Source organism: Streptomyces griseiscabiei, from assembly GCF_020010925.1.
Taxonomy (GTDB): Bacteria; Actinomycetota; Actinomycetes; order Streptomycetales; family Streptomycetaceae; genus Streptomyces; species Streptomyces griseiscabiei.
Window position 1 is genome coordinate 29266 of sequence record NZ_JAGJBZ010000007.1, and the last position, 18688, is coordinate 47953.

The 18688-nt window shown below is 70.8% G+C and carries 33 protein-coding genes; 30 read left to right on the forward strand and 3 right to left on the reverse strand.

The window, feature by feature from the left end; genetic code table 11:
- Window positions 1-9 precede the first annotated feature (9 nt).
- From J8M51_RS45850 to J8M51_RS45980, 27 genes are all read left to right on the forward strand, one after another.
- On the forward strand, window positions 10-306 hold the full coding sequence (locus J8M51_RS45850) for a hypothetical protein (RefSeq protein ID WP_086752175.1): 297 nt from the start codon (window positions 10-12) through the stop codon (window positions 304-306).
- Between the two features lie 146 nt (window positions 307-452).
- Window positions 453-716, forward strand: coding sequence for a hypothetical protein (locus tag J8M51_RS45855; protein WP_086752177.1), 264 nt, complete (start codon window positions 453-455; stop codon window positions 714-716).
- 18 nt (window positions 717-734) lie between these two features.
- Window positions 735-923, forward strand: a complete 189-nt coding sequence (locus tag J8M51_RS45860; protein WP_086752179.1) for a hypothetical protein — start codon at window positions 735-737, stop codon at window positions 921-923.
- A gap of 16 nt (window positions 924-939) precedes the next feature.
- The gene (locus J8M51_RS45865; RefSeq protein ID WP_086752181.1) at window positions 940-1764 is read left to right on the forward strand and encodes a DUF4097 family beta strand repeat-containing protein; all 825 of its coding nucleotides are present in this window, start codon (window positions 940-942) and stop codon (window positions 1762-1764) included.
- A gap of 120 nt (window positions 1765-1884) precedes the next feature.
- Complete coding sequence (locus J8M51_RS45870) at window positions 1885-2118, forward strand: hypothetical protein (RefSeq protein WP_086752183.1); 234 nt, start codon at window positions 1885-1887, stop codon at window positions 2116-2118.
- Between the two features lie 89 nt (window positions 2119-2207).
- Window positions 2208-2678, forward strand: coding sequence for a helix-turn-helix transcriptional regulator (locus J8M51_RS45875; protein ID WP_086752185.1), 471 nt, complete (start codon window positions 2208-2210; stop codon window positions 2676-2678).
- A 12-nt stretch (window positions 2679-2690) separates the two neighbouring features.
- Complete coding sequence (locus J8M51_RS45880) at window positions 2691-2870, forward strand: hypothetical protein (protein ID WP_086752187.1); 180 nt, start codon at window positions 2691-2693, stop codon at window positions 2868-2870.
- 120 nt (window positions 2871-2990) lie between these two features.
- Entirely contained in the window at window positions 2991-3200 is a 210-nt protein-coding gene (locus tag J8M51_RS45885; protein WP_086752189.1) for a hypothetical protein, read from the forward strand.
- 93 nt (window positions 3201-3293) lie between these two features.
- The gene (locus J8M51_RS45890; protein ID WP_086752191.1) at window positions 3294-3785 is read left to right on the forward strand and encodes a hypothetical protein; all 492 of its coding nucleotides are present in this window, start codon (window positions 3294-3296) and stop codon (window positions 3783-3785) included.
- A gap of 58 nt (window positions 3786-3843) precedes the next feature.
- Entirely contained in the window at window positions 3844-4362 is a 519-nt protein-coding gene (locus J8M51_RS45895; protein ID WP_086752193.1) for a hypothetical protein, read from the forward strand.
- A 43-nt stretch (window positions 4363-4405) separates the two neighbouring features.
- The gene (locus tag J8M51_RS45900; RefSeq protein WP_086752195.1) at window positions 4406-4981 is read left to right on the forward strand and encodes a DUF6919 domain-containing protein; all 576 of its coding nucleotides are present in this window, start codon (window positions 4406-4408) and stop codon (window positions 4979-4981) included.
- Between the two features lie 55 nt (window positions 4982-5036).
- Window positions 5037-5669 (forward strand): hypothetical protein, encoded by a 633-nt coding sequence (locus J8M51_RS45905; RefSeq protein WP_086752197.1) that lies wholly within the window; start codon window positions 5037-5039, stop codon window positions 5667-5669.
- Window positions 5670-5759: 90 nt separating this feature from the next.
- Window positions 5760-6158, forward strand: coding sequence for a hypothetical protein (locus J8M51_RS45910; RefSeq protein ID WP_107468889.1), 399 nt, complete (start codon window positions 5760-5762; stop codon window positions 6156-6158).
- Window positions 6158-6550: a hypothetical protein gene (locus tag J8M51_RS45915; RefSeq protein ID WP_107468890.1), complete on the forward strand. Its 393-nt coding sequence runs from the start codon at window positions 6158-6160 to the stop codon at window positions 6548-6550. The genes J8M51_RS45910 and J8M51_RS45915 overlap by 1 nt, the downstream gene beginning before the upstream one ends.
- Window positions 6547-6822, forward strand: coding sequence for a WhiB family transcriptional regulator (locus J8M51_RS45920; protein ID WP_179202872.1), 276 nt, complete (start codon window positions 6547-6549; stop codon window positions 6820-6822). The genes J8M51_RS45915 and J8M51_RS45920 overlap by 4 nt, the downstream gene beginning before the upstream one ends.
- Entirely contained in the window at window positions 6819-7364 is a 546-nt protein-coding gene (locus J8M51_RS45925; protein ID WP_086752199.1) for an Lsr2 family DNA-binding protein, read from the forward strand. Before J8M51_RS45920 ends, J8M51_RS45925 begins: the two co-directional genes overlap by 4 nt.
- Before the next feature lie 2 nt (window positions 7365-7366).
- The gene (locus J8M51_RS45930; protein ID WP_086752201.1) at window positions 7367-7888 is read left to right on the forward strand and encodes a hypothetical protein; all 522 of its coding nucleotides are present in this window, start codon (window positions 7367-7369) and stop codon (window positions 7886-7888) included.
- A 73-nt stretch (window positions 7889-7961) separates the two neighbouring features.
- Complete coding sequence (locus tag J8M51_RS45935) at window positions 7962-9104, forward strand: DUF5131 family protein (RefSeq protein WP_086752203.1); 1143 nt, start codon at window positions 7962-7964, stop codon at window positions 9102-9104.
- A gap of 44 nt (window positions 9105-9148) precedes the next feature.
- Window positions 9149-9877 carry a hypothetical protein gene (locus tag J8M51_RS45940; RefSeq protein WP_086752205.1) on the forward strand — a complete coding sequence of 243 codons (729 nt, stop codon included), beginning with the start codon at window positions 9149-9151 and terminating at the stop codon, window positions 9875-9877.
- Window positions 9877-10116, forward strand: a complete 240-nt coding sequence (locus tag J8M51_RS45945) for a hypothetical protein (RefSeq protein ID WP_086752207.1) — start codon at window positions 9877-9879, stop codon at window positions 10114-10116. The genes J8M51_RS45940 and J8M51_RS45945 overlap by 1 nt, the downstream gene beginning before the upstream one ends.
- Before the next feature lie 100 nt (window positions 10117-10216).
- Window positions 10217-10780 (forward strand): hypothetical protein, encoded by a 564-nt coding sequence (locus tag J8M51_RS45950; protein WP_247247613.1) that lies wholly within the window; start codon window positions 10217-10219, stop codon window positions 10778-10780.
- Between the two features lie 14 nt (window positions 10781-10794).
- Window positions 10795-11901 carry a DNA polymerase III subunit beta gene (gene dnaN / locus J8M51_RS45955; RefSeq protein ID WP_247247614.1) on the forward strand — a complete coding sequence of 369 codons (1107 nt, stop codon included), beginning with the start codon at window positions 10795-10797 and terminating at the stop codon, window positions 11899-11901.
- 91 nt (window positions 11902-11992) lie between these two features.
- Window positions 11993-12670 carry a hypothetical protein gene (locus J8M51_RS45960; protein ID WP_247247615.1) on the forward strand — a complete coding sequence of 226 codons (678 nt, stop codon included), beginning with the start codon at window positions 11993-11995 and terminating at the stop codon, window positions 12668-12670.
- Between the two features lie 77 nt (window positions 12671-12747).
- Entirely contained in the window at window positions 12748-13404 is a 657-nt protein-coding gene (locus J8M51_RS45965) for a DUF4031 domain-containing protein (RefSeq protein ID WP_086756081.1), read from the forward strand.
- A gap of 87 nt (window positions 13405-13491) precedes the next feature.
- Entirely contained in the window at window positions 13492-13791 is a 300-nt protein-coding gene (locus tag J8M51_RS45970; protein WP_086756080.1) for a DUF6247 family protein, read from the forward strand.
- Window positions 13788-14054, forward strand: coding sequence for a hypothetical protein (locus J8M51_RS45975; protein ID WP_086756078.1), 267 nt, complete (start codon window positions 13788-13790; stop codon window positions 14052-14054). The genes J8M51_RS45970 and J8M51_RS45975 overlap by 4 nt, the downstream gene beginning before the upstream one ends.
- 37 nt (window positions 14055-14091) lie before the next feature.
- Window positions 14092-14277 carry a ClpX C4-type zinc finger protein gene (locus J8M51_RS45980; protein WP_086756076.1) on the forward strand — a complete coding sequence of 62 codons (186 nt, stop codon included), beginning with the start codon at window positions 14092-14094 and terminating at the stop codon, window positions 14275-14277.
- A gap of 72 nt (window positions 14278-14349) precedes the next feature.
- Here the strand turns inward: J8M51_RS45980 and J8M51_RS45985 are convergent, their stop codons facing one another.
- Window positions 14350-15153 carry a hypothetical protein gene (locus J8M51_RS45985; protein WP_086756075.1) on the reverse strand — a complete coding sequence of 268 codons (804 nt, stop codon included), beginning with the start codon at window positions 15151-15153 and terminating at the stop codon, window positions 14350-14352.
- Window positions 15153-15917: a ParA family protein gene (locus J8M51_RS45990; RefSeq protein WP_237276998.1), complete on the reverse strand. Its 765-nt coding sequence runs from the start codon at window positions 15915-15917 to the stop codon at window positions 15153-15155. The genes J8M51_RS45985 and J8M51_RS45990 overlap by 1 nt, the downstream gene beginning before the upstream one ends.
- A gap of 323 nt (window positions 15918-16240) precedes the next feature.
- Between J8M51_RS45990 and J8M51_RS45995 the strand changes: the two genes are divergently transcribed.
- The 3 genes from J8M51_RS45995 to J8M51_RS46005 all read left to right on the forward strand — a co-directional run bounded on the left by J8M51_RS45995 (window position 16241) and on the right by J8M51_RS46005 (window position 18251).
- Window positions 16241-17119, forward strand: a complete 879-nt coding sequence (locus J8M51_RS45995) for a hypothetical protein (RefSeq protein ID WP_086756073.1) — start codon at window positions 16241-16243, stop codon at window positions 17117-17119.
- 59 nt (window positions 17120-17178) lie between these two features.
- Window positions 17179-17526 (forward strand): hypothetical protein, encoded by a 348-nt coding sequence (locus J8M51_RS46000; protein ID WP_107473728.1) that lies wholly within the window; start codon window positions 17179-17181, stop codon window positions 17524-17526.
- A gap of 206 nt (window positions 17527-17732) precedes the next feature.
- On the forward strand, window positions 17733-18251 hold the full coding sequence (locus J8M51_RS46005) for a hypothetical protein (RefSeq protein ID WP_086756071.1): 519 nt from the start codon (window positions 17733-17735) through the stop codon (window positions 18249-18251).
- Between the two features lie 108 nt (window positions 18252-18359).
- Here J8M51_RS46005 and J8M51_RS46010 read toward each other — a convergent pair.
- The coding region (locus tag J8M51_RS46010; RefSeq protein WP_267300201.1) for a hypothetical protein at window positions 18360-18688 on the reverse strand (329 nt) is incomplete at its 5' end.

Here is an 18688-nt window from a genome sequence, read left to right on the forward strand (position 1 = left end):
GGAGTTCGGGTGAGCGTCCGACTCGCTGCCTTCTGCGACACCGACGGCTGTCTCGCCGTGTTCGCACCCGAGCCCGGCACCGGCCGGGGCGGACTCGTCACGACCGCCGTGCGCCTGGGCTGGAGGTCGACCAGCTTCAACACCGGCCCCGAGACCTGCCCGGCCTGCGTCACCGGCCGGGGCCCGGTCCTCGAGCGCGGCGAGTGCCCGGTGTGCATGGGATCGACCGTCGACCTGCCCGCTGGCGCGACCTGCCACTACTGCCGCCACGTGGAGCCGCACCCCGACGAAGACGAGACCCCCTGACCTTCCGGCACCTCGCCCCGGTGCCCTGACCAGCAACAACCCAATTAGTGCCGACAAAAATACGGCCTACTCTTGATAGGCCGACAAAAAGACGGCATAGTTGGGGGTGTTCCACCGACCAACCTCTTCGACTTCGGGAGAACTCGATGGCCCGCTTCACCCTGACCCCCGGCCCGATCGACGTCGACGTCTTCGGCTGGGAGCTCAAGGGCCTCGACGCCTACCTCACCGAATGCCACGAGACGTTCAGCGACTCCCCGGAGCGCGACTTGGCGCTGGCCAAGCGCTGGGCCAACGAGGTCATCGGAAGCCGCCACGTGTGGCGCGAGGTCGTCGAACAGCGCGGCAGCACGGAGTTCGTCCACTACGAGGCCGGCCGTTACGAGGACACGGACAACGACGGGGACTGACCACCCGACAGGAGGCCCATGGCCAGGACCTTTCACTGGACCGCTCAGGTCAGTGACGGCAAGCACCACGACGGCGAATGCGCCGGCACCGTCACCGCCAACTCCGAGGCCGAAGCCCGGACGGCGATCGCCGACTGGGTGAGTGCCGAAGGAGCCCGCAAGGGCAGCCGCCGCCCCTGGACCGCAACCAACATCCAGCTCAGCTGACCAACAAGGAGAAATCTTGAGCACGCAGAAGATGCACACCGCCGCCGCCGGTCCGATCGAGCTGGACCTGTCGGTCTCTAACGGCGCGATCAACGTGCACGTCAACCCGAAGGCCGTCCACGCCACGGTCACGGTGCACACCGCCGCCACCGAGGGCCCGGTCGCCGACGCGGTCAACGACACGAAGTTCACCGAGAACGGCAACAAGCTCACCGTCTCCGTCCCCGACGACCTGGCGGGCGGCGGCTTCTCCAGCACCACGGTCCAGATCGGCGGGAGCACCTTCAGCTTCAACGGCGGGATCGTCAACACCGGCAGCATGACCGGCGTGACGATCAGCGACGGGGACGTCTGGGTCGGCGGCCGCCAGGTCGTGGCCGGCGGCAGGGTCGTTGCCGAGGCGGGCACCGCCGTGGGCGGTGGGACCGGCACGATCACGGTCGACGTCGTCCTGCCCGCTCGGTCCTCGCTGGCCGTGACCACCAAGAACGCTGAGACGACCGTGCGCGGCGACCTCGAGGCGATCCGCTTCGACGCCCGCAACGGCTCTCTGCAGGCAGCGGGCGTCAAGGTCCTGGAGGCCGAGACCCACAACGGTTCCGTCCTGGTCGACCGGGTCGACGACGAGCTGGAGGCGAGCACGCACAACGGCTCCATCACCGTCGGTGCCTACAACGGCCGCCGCGGCTCCGCCCGTACACACAACGGCGATGTGACGATCAGTGCCACCCCGGCCTCCTCCGGCAGGCTCGCCGCCCGCACCCACAACGGCAACATCCGGGTGCGCGGCGCCAGCCACCTGGACCTGAAGACGTCCACGCACAACGGCCGCGTCTGGTAGCTCCGCCCCGGGACGGCCGCCTCCGGCTACCAACCTCGCCGGCCGTCCCGGGCCTCCCATCCCGCTCCTGAACGGAGCAGGGGGCAGCCCCATCGTCCCTCATCCGAGACGGAGCACGTGATGACCACCGAGAAGAAGCCCACCGAAGACACGATCGCCGCCGCCAAGAAGCGCCTGGTGGCCGCGAAGAAGCAGCGGGAGAAGGACCGGGAAGCGGCCGACCGCAAGTTCTGGCAGGCCGTCGCGGCCGAGATCGACGCCGGCAACTGCCGCCAGGTCGACGCCGTCGACGCACTCGACTTCAACCGCGACTACATCCGCCGCAACCTCAAGCAGCTCGCAGAAGGCAGCTGACCCAACCGCCCGGGGCGGCCGTCCACGGCCAAGCGACCGACCGCCCCGAGCTCCCCGAACTCCCAGCAGGAGAAACGGAGACCACCATCATGCGTGGTGCCAGCCTCAAGCCCAACCACCGCCGGATCGCCCGCGCCCTCGGCCGTATCGCCCTCAACGCCATCACGGCGGGCGGCGTGCTCACCGCCTCCCTCACCACCGGCGTGTGGATCGCGCACAACCCCGAGCAGTTCAACGTCAGCGGCGACACGCTCACCGTGTACAGCATCGCCGGCGCGATCCTCGCGCTGATGGCGGCCGACAGCATCCTCGGCCAGCTGTTCCAGCCGCTGTGGGACCGCCTGGAGGACGACGACCTGGCGGCCGACGTCCTCGAGTACCTCGCCGACAACCACGCGCACGCCTTGGCCATCAGCCGCGCCGTCGGCACCACCGCAGGCGACATCTTCCCCGTCCTCGCAGAGCTCGAGGCCGCCGGCGAGATCACCTCCTACTGGGCCGAGCCCTCCGAGGCGTCCAAGCTGCGCCGCCGCCTGTACGCCCTCGCCCCGCAGGCCTGAGAGGAGACGGGAATGGCTCTCCGCAAGCCGGTCCCGCCGGGGCAGTGCATCCAGTGCTGGACGCACGCCTACGACCCGGACATCCACCGCGCCCTCGCCCCCAAAGAGGACTGCCAGCCGTGCCTGAGCCACATGGGCGGCAAGTGCCCCCCTCAGATGATCGTGCCGAAGCCCAAGTCGAGTTGGTGGTGACGAACCGCAGGCAGGCCTGACGGATCGCCGTGCTGCCCCGGCCGCGAAGGCTGGCCGGGGTGGTGCGGCGGACCGGAAAGTCCGGACCGGCGAGAGCACAGCACGAAGGAGGTGGACGCCATGGCGCGGTGGGAAATCTCGATTCCCCTGGTCAACGACGACGGGCAGCGGTTGGGCGTCCAGTGGTTCAACTACAACGCCGATTACACCGTCGCCCGCGACCAGGCGCTGATCGACGTCCACACCGAGGACGCGATCCGGCACCGCCACGGAGCCGCCGTCGACGTCACCGGACTCAAGATCCGGGCCTGGTGGCCCAGCTCCATCTGAGTCCGCCCCGGGGCGGCCGCCATCCCGGCCAAGGAAAAGCCGACCGCCCCGGGCCCTGTCCCATCCCGAAATCGGAACGAGGAGAACACCACGATGACACGGGCCGCGAAGTTCACCGTCAGCTACGCCCTGCTGCGCGCCGCCGCCGACGTCGCCGACCACTGGGTCCAGTCCGACTACTGCGCGCAGGCCAAGGGCGCCACCGACAAGGCCCCGGTCACCTACAAGAACGAGAAGACCGAGACCGAGACGACCGTCGGCACCAACGGAGGCCGGCGGGCCTGCGCCTGGCACTGCGTCACCTACACCGCCACCCAGGGCCTGGTCCTCGTTGCCGGATCCCGCGCCGTCGGCATCCGCCTCAACCCGGCCGCGGTCGCCGGCGCCCTCGCGCTGAGCGGGATCACTCACTACATCGCCGACCGCCGCGTCCCGAACGGCGTCCTGCACCGCATCGCCAAGGCGACCGGCAAGGAGCGCTTCTTCAAGCTCGCCGACTTTGGCATGAACGGCTCCTACTGCCTGGACCAGGCCTGGCACCACGGAGCCGAGACCGTCGCTGCGCTCATCGCCGCCGCGAAGTAGGACCACGGCCGCAGGCCACCCTCCCCACCAGGCGGGCCACGCTGAACAGGAGAACCCCGTGCACGACGACCAGCAGAACAGCACCCGGCCCGCCTTCGGCCCGCGCATGAGCGACGAAGAGGCCGCCAAGGTAGCCCAGGAGATCATCGCCGGAGCGCTCCGGGAGGAGGGCCGCGTGCCGACCACCACGCGGTTCCACGACCCCACGCCCGTCCCGACGGTCGGCAACGCTGCGCCCGTGGCGCAGAAGGACGGCGGCCGTCCGCCGATGAGCCAGGCCGCGACGGACATCAGCGGCGTCATGCTCGCGGGCAGTGTCGCCTCCGTGCCCATCGGCGGCGTGACCTGCCTGGTCCTCTACACCCTCGGCCACGTCGACACCGTGAACCTGGCCATCGGCGCCGGCGCCCCGGTCGCGTTCCTGCTCGCCGTCGGTGCGGTCCTGCGCCGCCTGGCGGGCGTGCGCACCGAGCACCACCACCACTACGACGGCCCGGTCGTCCAGGACCACAGCGTCACCAACACGACCACGACGAAGGGCCTGATCGCCCGCACCAGGAACGACCTGCAGCGATAGCCCCTGGCCCTGGCCGAACCGATGAAGTCTTGGGAGTACCGAGATGCTGCTGTACCGCTACCCCGACAGTCCCCTGACGTGGAGCTTTTGGGACGCCGCCCGCGACTATGACCAGTTGCGGGAGCTGATGGCCCGCTTCTTCCAGGGAAGCCTGCGCGTCTACAAGCGTGGTGGCCCGGAAGAGGAGACCTTCGGGCAGGTCATGGCCAGCTGCGTCCGGGCGGGGTACCTGCCGACGGAGGCAGCTGTGAGCCGGGAGGGTACGACCAGCGACGGCCGCCGATACCGGTTCTACGCGATGACCGAAGGCGTCATCACCAGCAGGGACGTTCTTGAGCGGCTGCTGGCCGCCGCCGCCCTCGATGGCCTTACCACCGTCGTCCACCACCGCGACCAGCCCGGCCCGGTCAATGGCATCGACATCGGCCCCTCCACCTTCGCTCCCACCCTGGGACACCACGTCACCTTGCAGCGCCTGGCTCGCCGTGAGAACCGCCTCGGTGCCCCGAAGTTCGCCGCAGCGCTCACCGACCTGTGGCAGGTCACTGTCGTCGCCGACGACACACGACTGCTGTGGAAGGCCCTGGACGCTTTCAGCGGCCGCTCACCCCGCAACTGACGTTCCCGACTTCTCCCGCAACACCCACGCACGACTCGACTGAAGGGAACCGCACATGACCAACCCGCCTACACCGTCCGACACCGCGTACGACGGCGCCCCCGACCTGACCACGGAGAAGGACGCGCTGGTCGTCCTGGCCGCCTCGCTGACCGGCGAGCGCCGCACCGCCCGCGCGCTGCGCGAGCTGGTGCTGCGCAAGGCCGCGTTCCTGGACCGCGCCGCCCTCACGCTCCGGGACAGCGGGCACGCCGCCGGCCTCGCCGATGCCGCCGCCGTCGAACTGCGCACCCACGACCGGGCGTTCGGCGGCCGGATCGGCCGGACCCCGCCGCACGCCATCGAGTTCGCCGACGGCCGCTCCCGCGACTACGTCCGCCAGGAGTACCGCGAGTGGGCGGCCGGCCGGACCGTCCCGTACGACCAGTGCAACCACACCGACAACTGCCCCACCACCGAGTGCGCCTACGGCGAGGGCTACTGGGACAGGCCCGAGGACCAGGACCCGCAGATGCGGCCCGCCTCCGACAGCGACACCGCGCTTGACGAGCTGCTGCACACGGCGGACGTCGCCGTCCTCGAGGCGGTCCAGACCCGCCTCGGCATCAGCGCCGGGAACGCGGCCACCACCCCGGACAGCAGCGTCAGCGGCGAGCCGCCGATCGAGCACGGCCGCAGCAACACCTGAGAGAACACGTCCCCGGGGCGGCCGCCAAGGCCTAGGAAACCGTCGGCCACCCCGGGTCACCGATCCCGCACGAGACGAGACGGAGCACCCATGATGTCTCATTCCCCAACCCTTCACACCCCTGCCCTGGTCGCCGCGATCATGCGGAGCATCGGCCAGCGCCGCCGCCCCACCCTCCCCTCCGTCAGCCGGGGCTTCATCTGCGCCCCCTGCCTGGTCACCTGGGCCGGTGAAGAGGCCGACTGCTGGAACTGCGGCAAGCCCGCCAGCTCCGAGTACGCCCGCCACAGCAAGGCCGTCGCCACGCTCCGGGCCTCCCTCGGCACGGCCCGCCAGAGCCGCCCCGCCATCCGCCGCACTCCCAAGAACACGACGGACGCCGCGATCGGCAGCGCCCTGCGCCAGGTGGAATCCGCCGTCGTCGTCGACACGAACAGCCTCGGCACGCTCCGCAAGGAGCTGTTCGCGCGGCTCGAGGCAGGTGCCTGATGAGCGACGCCCTCCCCCTCGACGTCATCCTCGGCCCCCACGAGGCAGCCCGCCTCCTGCGGCAGCTCGCCGCCGGCATCGTCCGCCAGGACCAGCTGCACCCCGACGTCGCGCTGCGCCTGGCCTGCGAGCGGGCCACCGACGGCGACCCGCTGATGCTCGCCGCCACCGGCCAGGTCTGGTCCGTGCGGCCGGACGTCGACCCCGACGCCGACGTCCCCGCCCGGCGCCTGACCATCCACGCCCGCCTCACCGCACCCCCGCGCGTCCTCGTCTCCGACGCGGACGACCGCGACAGCGAGGTCGACGAACTGCTGATCACCGCGCTCGAGCTGTACCAGCTCGACAGCTGGAAGCCGATCGACGCCCTGCTGGAAGGCGGCACCCAGTGAGCGCCGTCCGCCTCGCCCCGTACCCGCCGCTGACCGGCAGCGAGCCCTGCCGCCAGTCGGACGCCGACCCCGAGTGGTGGTTCTCCGACGACGCCGACGACCTGGCCGTCGCCCGCGGGCTGTGCCAGGGCTGCCCCGCCCGCGCCAAGTGCCTGGCCTGGGCCCTGGACAACCCGAAGTTCACCCAGCACGGCATCTGGGCCGCCACCGACCCCAAGCGGCGCACCCAACTGCGCCGCGAGTTCGCCATCGGACAGGAGACGAAGTCATGACCACCACCGACGCCTACACCCTCGCCGCGACCGAACTGCTCAAGGCCGGCACCCCGGTCGCCGACATCGCCGCGCAGACCGGCATGAGCCACGGCGAGATCGCCGCGCTCGCCGAAACCGAGGGACTCACCGCCACCCACGCCCGCCAGACGATGAAGGAGCTCCTGGAGGCGCTGGCCTGGGGAGAGAAGCACGACACCAAGAAGGCGCAGAACCTCGCCGCCCGGGCGCGCACCGCCCTCACCGAGCTGGTCCAACTGCGCAAGAGCGAGGCGCTGGTGGCCCAGGCCGAGGCCGAAGTCGGCGAACTCAAGCAGCAGCTGGCCCAGGCCGAGCAGAAGCTGCGCGCCGTCAAGACCGGCAAGCCCGTGGCCGTGGCCGTGGCCGCCACGACGACGGACGGCAAGGGCGAACGCGAGAAGATCCGCGCCTGGGCCCGCCGCAACGGCTACGAGGTGGCCGACCGCGGCGCCCTCACCCAGAAGGTCATGGACGCCTACGCCAACCGGGACCAGGTCCCCGAGCTGCGGGCCGCAGGCTAGCGATGGCCGCGTTACGCCGACTACGCGTCGCCGGACGGGAGCGGCTCACCGGTGAGGGCCGGGTCACCCTGACCCGCACCGGCGGGGCCGCCCCCGGCTGGGGTGCCTACGTCCTGCTCTACACCACGCGTCAGGTCGACCGGCGGCGGGAAGCCATCATCGCCGCCGCGCGGCCGAACGACACCGACCCGGCCTGGGGACTGCACGAACCTCGCCCCCACGGGCCGCAAGGTAACGAGACCCGCCCCCTGCGCGCGTGGGCCACCGCCGTCACTCCCCCGAAGGGCAAGGCCGAGTCTGTCGCCGCGTACAACGAGCGCCTGGCCCTTCACCTGCTGACCACCGGCTACTCGGCCCGCCTGGTCCTCTCCCCCACCTCCGTCGATCTCCCCGTCGCGCTGTGGGAGGTGGAAGTGGACGGGGCGGTCGACCTCCCCCCGGTCAAGGACCGCCAGCACGGATTCGCCGGCCACCACACCGTCCGCATCGGCCGCCTGATCTCCGTCACCTCCAAGGAGACGTAGCGGTGCGACACCGACCCGCCGTTGCACAGCCGTCGCCCGACCGAACCACCAACTACCGCAGGAGCGAATCCCCTTGAGCCTCACCCGCATCGAATGGGCCACCGACGTCTGGAACCCCGTTTCCGGATGCGATCGCGTTTCCGAGGGCTGCACGAACTGCTACGCCCTCTCCTTCGCCCGCCGCCACCGCGCCATGGGCACCCGCGGTTACGAGCGTGACGGCCGGCCCGAGACCAGCGGCCCGGGTTTCGGCGTCAGCCTCCACGACTGGGCCCTGCGCGAGCCCCTGCGCTGGCGCACCGCCAAGCGCGTCTTCGTCAACTCCATGAGCGACGCCTTCCACCCCGAGGTGCCCGACGAGTACCTCGCCGCCCTGTGGGCCGTCATGTACTGGACCGGCGCCGACGTGCGCGGCCAGTACGCCCACCGTCCCGTCCAGACCTACATCATCCTCACCAAGCGGCCCCCCAGGATGCGGGCGTGGCTGCGGAAGTGGGCCGACCGTGACACCCGCGTCGAACTGATTACCCGTGCCGCCGAACGCGGCTGGTGCGACCAGGAGGACGTCGACAACGCACCGTTCATGCCCGCCCGCCTCGCCTCCGTGTGGCTGGGGGTGTCGGTGGAGGACCAGGCCGCGGCCGACGCCCGGATCCCGCTGCTGCTGGAGACCCCCGCCGTCGTGCGGTTCGCCTCGGTGGAGCCGCTGCTGGGCCGGGTCGACCTGACCCGCTGGCTACGGCCGGCCATCGACTGCGGCTTCGCCAACCCCGACGACGGCTGCTGCAGCCACCCGGGCAACCTCACCCCCGAGTGCCACCGGTGGGTGCGCTGTCCCGTCGCTGCGAACGGCGCCTGGGAGGGCCTGGACTGGGTCATCGCCGGAGGCGAGAGCGGCCCCAAGGCCCGCCCCATGCACCCGTCCTGGGTGAGCGAGCTGCAGCTCGCCTGCCAGATCGCCGGCGTCCCGCTGTTCTTCAAGCAGTGGGGCCAGTGGGCGCCGTACGGCGAAGGCGAAGCCACCCCCGACGGCGTGCACGGCCCCGTCGCCCTGGTCGACCAGCAGGGCCGCACCCACAGCCCGAAGGCCGGCGCCCCGGCCCCGGCCGGGTCGGCGCGCATGGCCCGGTACGGCAAGAAGCGCGCGGGCAACGCCCTGAGCGGCGCGCACTTCGAGCAGCTGCCCGGCCACTACACCCCCCAGCCCACGGCCTGACCGCGTCCGCGCGTCACCACCCCGTCGAAGCGAAGGAGATCCCCGTGCGGGACGACACCACCACCGCCCTCAAACGACTGCGGTTCCGGATGCTGACCGCCGCGTACAGCAACAACGACTTCTGGACGCAGCGCACCGCGTTCATCACCGACCAGGCCGTGGCCGCGCTCGCCCGCCGCGAACCCACCACAGCCGAGGACGTCGCCAAGTTGCTGCTGAACCCCAGCCCCCTCCACGACACCGAGATCCTCGGTGCAGCCGTGGAGGCCGGCCTCGACACCACCGGCTGGGAGGAGCGCCGCGAGAAGAACCGCACCTACGCCCGCGAGGCCTCCGAACTGCCCGCGAAGTCCGACCCGGACACCGAGGCGCAGCGGCTGTGGGCGTCGCTCTACGACCACTACCCGCAGATCGCGGCCGCCCTGGCCACCTTCCTGCGCGCCATGCCGGACACCTGGCGCGAGGACCTGTTCACGATCAGCCCCTACTCCAGCCGCGGCCACCGCCGACACGGCGAGGCGCCCGGCCCGGAGACCGCGCCGTATGACGCGATGGACTGGGAGGACTGCCTGGCCTGCCTTGAGGCCCAGGACCAGTGCCGCTACCACCGTGGCGTTGGCGTCGGCATGGAGTACCAGTCCGACCTGATCAAGACGCTCCTGAGCGACCACGCGGCCATCGAGTACGTCCAGGAGCGGCACGCCGAACTGGATCGCCAGGCCCGGCCGGCGGACACCCAGGCCACCCCGGCCGCTGAGGGGGCCGGCAGCTGATGCGCATCACCGCCACGATCACGCCCGTCCACGGCAACAACACGGTCTGCCGCCACCCCCTGACCCCGGCCGGGAAGCCCAAGGACTCCCGCTCCGGCTGCACCGGCCGGTCCGGCTACATCGCCCGCTGCAGCGCCTGCACCTGGCGCCGCACCGGCAAGGCCATGACCGAGCTGGAGGAGCCGCGCGACGCGCACCTGCGCAGCCACATCCCCGCCCCCGTCCTGGCCACCGGCTGACACCCCAGACGCCCGGGGCGGCCGTCGACCACCAGATCCGGCCGCCCCGGCTGCACCCCGTCCAGCACGCCGATCCCAACCACCGTGGGAGAGACCACAGATGACCGAGCCCACCACCGACACCGCCGTCCCGGCCTGGCTCGCCGCCGCCGAAGCCGCCCACCAGGAACAGCACATCGACACCCTGGCCCAGGGACTGCTGCGCGCCCGGCGCCACGCCGACCTGATCAACGCCCGCCTCGCCGACCTCGGCATCGAGCCGATCGAAGCCGCCGGCGTCGACGACCACGGCCACCTCAAGCCCGCCCTGCTGACCCAGCCCGAGTTCGAGCCGTACGCCTACTACGAGGTGCGCGCGGCTTGGAGCGAGGACGACAAGGAAGTCGAGCTGCACACCGCGGACTGGGAGGACGACAACCCGAAGTTCGGCCGCGTGCGCCTGCTGCACTCGCTCGCCGACGTCGCCGCCGCCCGCCGCGAGTGGCCCAAGTTCCCCGCCCCCAGGCGCGACTACCGCCTCGAGGCGATCCGCGCGATGGACGGCCTCAACCCCGACCACCTCAACGACGCCGGCGCCGAAGCGATCGCGACCGCCATCCACGGCAACACCGCGGCGCTGCTGCACCTCGCCGACACCCTCGCCCGCACCAACACCACCGTCTGAAGGAGAACCCGCAGATGAACCTCACCATCGACCACAGCACGCTCGCCGCGGCCGTCGCCCTCGCCGCCCGCGCCCTGCCGACCCGCCCGCCCGTCCCGGTCCTGGCCGGCCTCAAGCTCACCGCCGCCGACGGCCAGCTGAACATCGCGGGCTACGACTACGACACGTCCACCGCCGCCAGCGCCGCCGCCGACCTGGCCGAGGACGGCAGCGTGCTGGTCTCCGGCCGCCTGCTGTCCGACATCACCCGCGCCCTCAAGCACGAGGTACGCCTGTCCACCGACGGCACCCGCCTCGTTGTCGAGTCCGGGTCCACCCGCTACACCCTCCACACCCTGCCGCTGGAGGAGTACCCGACCCTGCCCACCACCCCGGCCGCCTCCGGCGTCGTCTCCGGCAAGGAGTTCGCCGCCGCCGTCTCCCAGGTCGCCCGCGCCGCCGGCAACGACGACACCCTCCCCTCCCTCACCGGCGTCCAGATCACCGCCACCGGCGACAACATCACCCTGTCCGCCACAGACCGCTACCGCTTCGCCGTGCGCTCCCTGCCCTGGGAGCGGATGACGGACGGCCCCGCCGACGCCCGCGCCCTGATCCCGGCCAAGGTCCTCCAGGACATCGCTAAGCACCTCGCCGACGACCACCAGATCACCGTCGGACTCCCCGACACCCAGGGCACCTTCGGCCTCACCGGCGAGCACACCCACAGCACCGTCCGCGCCCTGGAAGGCGACCTGCCCAAGTACAAGAGCCTGTTCCCCACCGAGTTCAGCGCACAGGCGAGCGTGAACACCGCCGCGCTGGCCGACGCCGTCAAGCGCGTCGCCCTGGTCGCCACCGGCAACACCCCGGTCCGGCTCGGCTTCGAGCCCGGCACCCTCACCATCGAGGCCGGCACCAGCGACGACGCCCTCGCCGTCGACCGCATCGACACCGACCTCGACGGCGAGCCGATCAGCATCGCCTACAACCCCACCTACTTGCTGGACGGCCTGAACGCCATCGGCGCCGACGCCACCCAGTTCGGCTTCGTCACGTCCACCAAGCCCTCCCTGCTGCGCGGCAACGGCGAACCCGAGGACGCCCTGCGCTACCTCCTGATGCCTGTCCGCCTCGGCTGACCCTGCCCTGGGGCGGCCGCCATCCCGGCCAGGAAAAGCCGGCCGCCCCGGGCCCTGCCCCATCCCGAACCGCACACAGGAGCCCAAGAGCATGACCAACGCCCTGCAGACGGCACCGCCCGCGTCCCAGGAACCGGAAACCCCCGCCCACCCGCCGTACGACCCGATGCCCTCCATCCCCCGTCTGATCACCGAGCTCATGGCCGAGGACTTCTGGCACCGGTACGCCCGCGTCCGCGGCGACGCCGAATCCTTCGACGCCGACTACCTCAACGACCGCAAGCGCACTGCCCTGCTGCTGCGCGCCGTCATCGCCGACCTGGTCGCACTCGCCGACCCGACCAACGAACACGCCGCCGCCGACGCCGCCCTGGCCGCCAACGCCGTACGCAGCAACGGCTGGTACATGACGCTGCCCGCGCAGGCCGCACGCGAGTGGCTGCGCGAGCAGTACCGGGAGTGGGAGGAAAGCCCCGCCCCGCACCCGCCGAACTGCCCCGGCGGCTGCGGCGGAACCGGCGAGGTGCTGACGATCCTCACCTGGCAGGACGACGGCACACCCCTCCACCAGGAACCCGTCTGGTGCAACCGGGGCGAGCCGGAAGACCCGCACGGTTCCGACTGCGAGTGCCGCGGCACCGGCTACACCTACGACCGGCGCTACGGCGAGCGCAACCTCTGCCTGTCCTACCGCCCCCAGCCCGGCCAGGACACCCCCACACGCGTCGCCGACCCGGACGACCCCTGGGCCAACGAACCGCCGTTCTGAGCCCGCACAGGGGCGTTCCGCGGCCACGGAACGCCCCTGCCGCCGGAAGTCCCCACGACCCCGAGGCAGATGACCCCATGACCATCTACGTCGACGAAACCCAGGACTACACGCGGATCGCCAAGGCCCGCCGCCTGCGGCACACCCACTGGTGCCACCTGACGGCCGACACCCGCGACGAACTGCACGCCTTCGCCAAGCGCCTCGGCCTGCGCCGCACCTGGTTCCAGGACCACGGCATCCGCTGGCACTACGACATCACCCCGCCCAAGCGCGCCCGCGCCCTCCAGCTCGGTGCCGTCGAAATCGACCGGCACGGCCTGGCCGACATCATGGCCAAGCGCCGCACCGCCCGCCGCACCGTGCTGCTGACCCGCCCCGGCCACACCGAGCTGCGGTTCGGCCCGTACGACAGCCACGACCAGGCCGACGCCATCGCCGACGGGCTGCGCGCCCAACTGGACGACGCCGTCCACGTCGCCGGCACCACCATCACCGTCGTGCCGTACGACTACGCACTCCCCCACAGCGAGCCGTACGTCACCACCGAACCCAAGCAGCTCGCCTACGGCATGGACGCCGCCGAAGCCGACGCCAGCCAGGAGGCCGGCTTCCCCAACCTCTACGCCCGCCTGCAGGCCCAGCTCGGCTACGAACCCGCCCGCGACATCTGGCTGCAGGCGGCCGCCGCCTACGACTGGCTCCACCACGACCAACTCCCCTCCCGGGACTGACCGCCGCCCACCTGCACGACCACGCCCGGCGCCCCGCGCGCCGGGCGTACCGTGTTCCCAAGAGCCCCCCGAAGGAGGCGCCCCGCGATGACCGCGCAGCCGCTCGACTCCCCCGCCCCTCCTCCGTCGCCCGCCGCCGGCGCTCAGCTGCGCGCCCGCATCGCCGCATCGCCGCGCGCCGACCGCTGGCTGCCCGCCTGGGACCTGGAGTGGACGCAGGCCCTGGAGACCGCCCGCCAGACGCTCAGCCTGGACAAGGTGTACGAGACCATCGCCACCTGGACCCGCCGCCTCGACACCGCCCCCGTCGTCGACGCGTTCCTCGAGGGCGGATGCGACACCGCCGACGGCGTTCCGCTCGAGGACGTCCTCGGCCCCCGCCGGTGAGCGACCAGGCCTGGCCCGCACGGCTGTCCCCCACCGCCTCCCGCTACCTCGCCGCCCTCGAACCAGCCGTCCAGGAACTGGTCGGCGACATCCTCGACATCGCCTCCCGGGCCCCGCTCCACTGGCCCCAATGGGACACCTCCGACCCCGAAGGCACCGACCTGCGCGCGGCCGCCGTCGGCCAGCTCAGCCTCATCTACTGGATCAACCGCACAACCGAGCCGCCCCACCTGTACGTCCTCGACATCGTCTGGGCAGGCTGACGTCCTGCCCGCACCCCAACTCCCCAGAGAACGGATCATGAGCGCCGCACAACAAGACCCCGAGCCGTACTGCTGGTGGTGCGGCACGCGCCAGAGCCAGGGAGAGAAGGACCCGCGCTGGGTCCTGTGCCAGGGGCCGGGAACCACCATCTGCAGCGAATGCATCGACCTCGTCACGGCCATCGTCGAAGACGAGCGCCAGAAGCGCGCTCAAGAGGTGTGACCGCCACGGCCGGAACACGAAGCCGCCCCCGCCAGGGATGGCAGGGGCGGCTTCGTGTCGACCAGGCCGCGGTCAGTCCTCTGCGAGCAACTTGCCGAGGGTGCGCCGGTTCTCATCCGTCATGTGCTGGCGCAGCAGGCGGTTCAGCGCCTCCGGCGAATCCCACGGCAGCGTCAGCGCAGCCGGATCAGTCTTCGCTGCTGCGGGTGCCGCCTTCTTCTTCGGTGCCGCCTGCTTCTTGTCGGATGGCACCCGCTGGAGGGCTTCCCGGACGACCGAAGCCAGCGCCTCCTTGTCGACGCTCTGCCCCTTCGGCAGCACCTTCACGACGTCCTTGACGATGCCCCTCAACACCTCAGCGGTGACCGGCGCTTCGTCAGCCTCGGCAGTCGTCGTGTAGACGGCCGTAGCCGCCTCCACGTCGTAGCTCTCGGCTATCGGGACCAGCTCCCAGACCACGGACTGGCTCAGCTTTTTGGCTCGAGTTCGAGCCAAATCGTTCGATTCAGACGGCAGGGATTCGAACATGGCCTCAGCGATCGGCCACATGCGGATCAGCTTGTTGGCCTGCCCGCGGCCCATCCCCCACCGCTGCCAGCAGTAGTCGTCGAACGTGGCGTACTCGGCCCGGTACAGCCGCCCTTCCCTGATGATGCCCAGCGCCTTGCCAGCCGCCCAGAACGCGACCTTGAGGTTCTCGATCGCCACCTCACAGCGGAGGAAGACGTCCTCCTCCTCCGTGATCAGGACGGGCGTGCTCGCGATTGGACGCGACGGCGGCTCCGGCAGAGCGAGCGCCAGCTCGGTCGTCGTCTGCGGTCGCCGGTGCCCGCCTGCCCCGGCGCCCGGCTTCCCGGGCTCTACGCGGCGCCCCATTACAGCGCCTGCTCAACGCAGAGGGCGAGGCTCATGAAGTCCTCCCGTGCCCGCAAGGCGGTGCCCGACTCCTTGTACTCCACGACCGTCAGCCCGTTCTCGGCCGCATGCGCATGGATCTTGTACTTGCGGATCGGATCGGCCATGCGGGGATAGCCGCGCTCATCGATCCACTTCTTCACCGCGTCCAGCGCAGTGTCCCCGTCGCGCGGGTCGTGCAGGTTGATCACGACCAGGAACGGGATGCCCCGCGGCTTCAGAATCCGCTCGATCGTGAACTCGGCCGGCGCCCACGACAGCCACTCAGGAGTGATCGGCACGATCGCCAGATTCGCCAGCTCGAGAACCTCGCGCAAGGCGTCGGCCACCCGGCTCTCCCCAAGCGGGTCGTCTCCCCACGCCGCGTCAGGGTCGATCTCCATGAAGCCGGGGGTGTCGACCACGATGCGCTTGCGGTTCGGATCGTTCTTGTAGCCCGACAGCATGCCGACCTTGCCCCGCGTCACGAGGTAGTCGAACGGCAGCGCCTCCTCCGGGACGCGATCCGCCCACGACTCCAGGCTGCCCTGGGGGTCGATGCCGGCCGCGATGACGGCGGCCTCCTCGATGTCGTTCTGCATGACACTGCTGCGCCCGGCAACAGCCGCAAGGTTGACCGTTATCGTCGACTTCCCCGCGCCACCCTTCTGCTGGATGACGATGATGAACTTCGGGCCAGTGGCCGCTGCCGCCACGTCGGTGGCGGATTGCAGGGCAGGGGACAAGAGAGCCTCCGTCGCTTCCCCGTAGGTACTCGGATCCCGCACAGGATGCCAGATGCCGCGACCAGGGTTGTTACAACAAGCCGACGAATCACCCATGGGTGATCATCTGCGCCGATCTCTTCCCCTCCACGCTGACGGGAGCGCCCGCGTCTGGCCGTTCCTCCCCGCTGCGCAGGGCCACGTCAATATGTCCGTTCCTCTCAGGTTCTCCTGTGAGGTGACACCTCTGTTTTCCCTGGTGATCGAGTCGCCCGGGAGCTGTGAGGATCTGGGAGGCTGGGAGTAAGGGACGTCATGGCGTCCTTCGCGGGAGGAGGCTCCCCATGCCCGACAAACGCCCCCGCGGCTACCAGCCGGACTGGCGGCCACGGCCGAACACGCGAGAGCTCCTGGCGGCCGTCGACGCCATCCTGAACCGCTACGCCGGGCACCTCCCGATCAGCATCCGACAGGCCTTCTACGCCGCCGTGTCCGACGGAGTGCTGCCCAAGACCGAGCGCGCGTACAAGCGCCTGGTCGAAGTCGTCGGCATGGGGCGCCGGTCCGGGAGGATCCCGTGGGAGGTGATCCGGGACGACTCAGGAGCCCGGGCCGAGTCACCGATCGCCTTCGCTGGCCTCCAAGCGTTCCGCGACGGACTACTCCGTGCTGCCGAGGCGTACCGGCGCGACCGCCAGGAGGGCCAGCCCATCCGGCTCGAACTCTGGTCGGAGGCCAGCGGGATGGTCCCGCAACTGGCGATCCTCGCCAGCCCGTACGGTGTCCCCGTCTACAGCGGCGGGGGCTTCAACTCGCTGCCCGGCAAGCACGATGCCGCACTGCGGGCAGCGCGCGATCCAAGGGGCCTTTGCATCCTGCACGTCGGGGACCTGGACCCGTCGGGCACCCATCTGCACCGCGCCCTGGCCGAGGACGTCGCCGCGTTCGCAGCCGCCCACGGCGGCCGTGTCGAACTCGTACGCGTCGCCGTCACCGAAGCCCAAGTCGAGCACTACGGGCTGCCCACGGCACCACCGAAGGCCACCGACCGCCGCTCGTTCACCGCCGCCGGCACCACACAGGCCGAGGCCCTCCCGCCCGACGTCCTCACCCAACTCGTGCGAGCCGCCATCGAGGAACGCCGTGACGCCGACGTCCACCAGGCCGTCCTGGACCAGGAGGCAGCCGAGCGCCAGCAGCTGCTGGACGAACTGGGGGAGTAGCACCCGGCCGCGCCGACCTCGGCCCGTGTCCACAGGAGAACCCGACCAGGCTTGGCCCCATGTCCCGCAAACAGCAGTTCACCTGCAGCCCTCACCACGACCTCGCCCAAGTCGACAAGGAGGCCTGCGCCCGGCTCATGCCGCGAAGCACGCAGGAACAGATGGCGTTCCTACTCATGAAGTACCAAGGGAACTCCGGGGCCGTGGCGGCCATGCTGCATGTCAGCCAGCGCACCGTGGAGCGACACGCGAAGGGGAAGAATCTCCTGCCTCCAGGCAAGGATCTGCGGGCACGGCTGCGCGAGTGGACGCTTGATGCCCTCTGCCCCGTGCGTCTTGAGGCGGCCGCCGCAGAGGAGGCACGGCGGGCACGTCGGGGACGAAGGCGTGCACGGGAGGACGACTGACCGCGGCTCGGCCCGGCTCGCGCCTGCCACGGCATCTCCCGCCCGACTCGAGGCAGAGCCTGTGCATAGGTGCTCTGTCCGTCAGCATCCGCATCGGTGAGACTCAGCCGATGGACGCAGGGATAGCCGCCGTGCTTGGAGCGGCAGTTGGAGCAGTCGGAACCGGGTTAGCCGCTCTGGCCAGTGGATGGCTAGGAGCCCGCAACGTGCAGCAGCAGATCGTTGCGCAGTTCATCCAGGCAGATCACCAACGGCGCTTCGAGCACACCCGAGAACGCCGAGAACCCCGCAGCCAGGCGTACGCCGAACTCATCGCTCAGACCCAGTCCGTCGGCACTCTGATCAGCTCGATGCACCACTCCCAGAGCTACACCCAGGACGATGTCCGCGCCGCGCTGGAGGAGATCATCAAGGTGCTCCGGGCCCGCGCTCGCGTGATGGTCGAAGGGCCCGGCGACGTTGCGGACAGCACCGAGGACATCGTCGGCACGATCACGGCCTGCCGCCACCGGCTGATGGCGCTGGCCTCCATACCCGGAGCTCCCCCGGAGCTCCAAGCAATGCCCCGCGAAGAGCTGATCGAGCAGTGCGGCGACGGGCTTGGAACACTGGAAGAGGCCCTTGAGACGTTCGTGGAAGCCGCCCGGCAGGCCCTGGACGCCGATGGCGTGAACCACCACTCGGATTCCCTCCTTCGCGCCGTCCAAGCCAGCGCCCTGGGATGACAGCTCTGGCCCCTGGGAGTGGGGGACGTGGCCGGCCGTCGCGGCCTCGAGCGATCGTGGAGGCCTTCGTCGCCGGAGGCGCCGGCGCTCATCGCCGTCGGCCGGTAGTCAGCGATCCGTGCCGCCCCTGGCCAGTGCGTGCGTGGATTCCAGGTGCGTTGCGAGACGTTCTGCCTCTGTTGCCGTCAGGACGAACCGGGTGGTGTCGACACCCCGGTCTTGCCGGTCGATGGGAAGCAGATCTTCTGCGGCGGGCAGTGCCTGAAGTGCGAGGCGCTGCGAGTGGCCGAGCGCGAGCAACGCGTAGCCGTCGTCCTGCTGCTCGATGTAGTGATCGATGCTGAACAGGGCGAGGCTGGCTGCGAGTCGCGTACAGGAACTGGCGAGTGTGTTCGTCGTCACGGCAAGGACAACGACAGCGGACGAAGTCTGACACC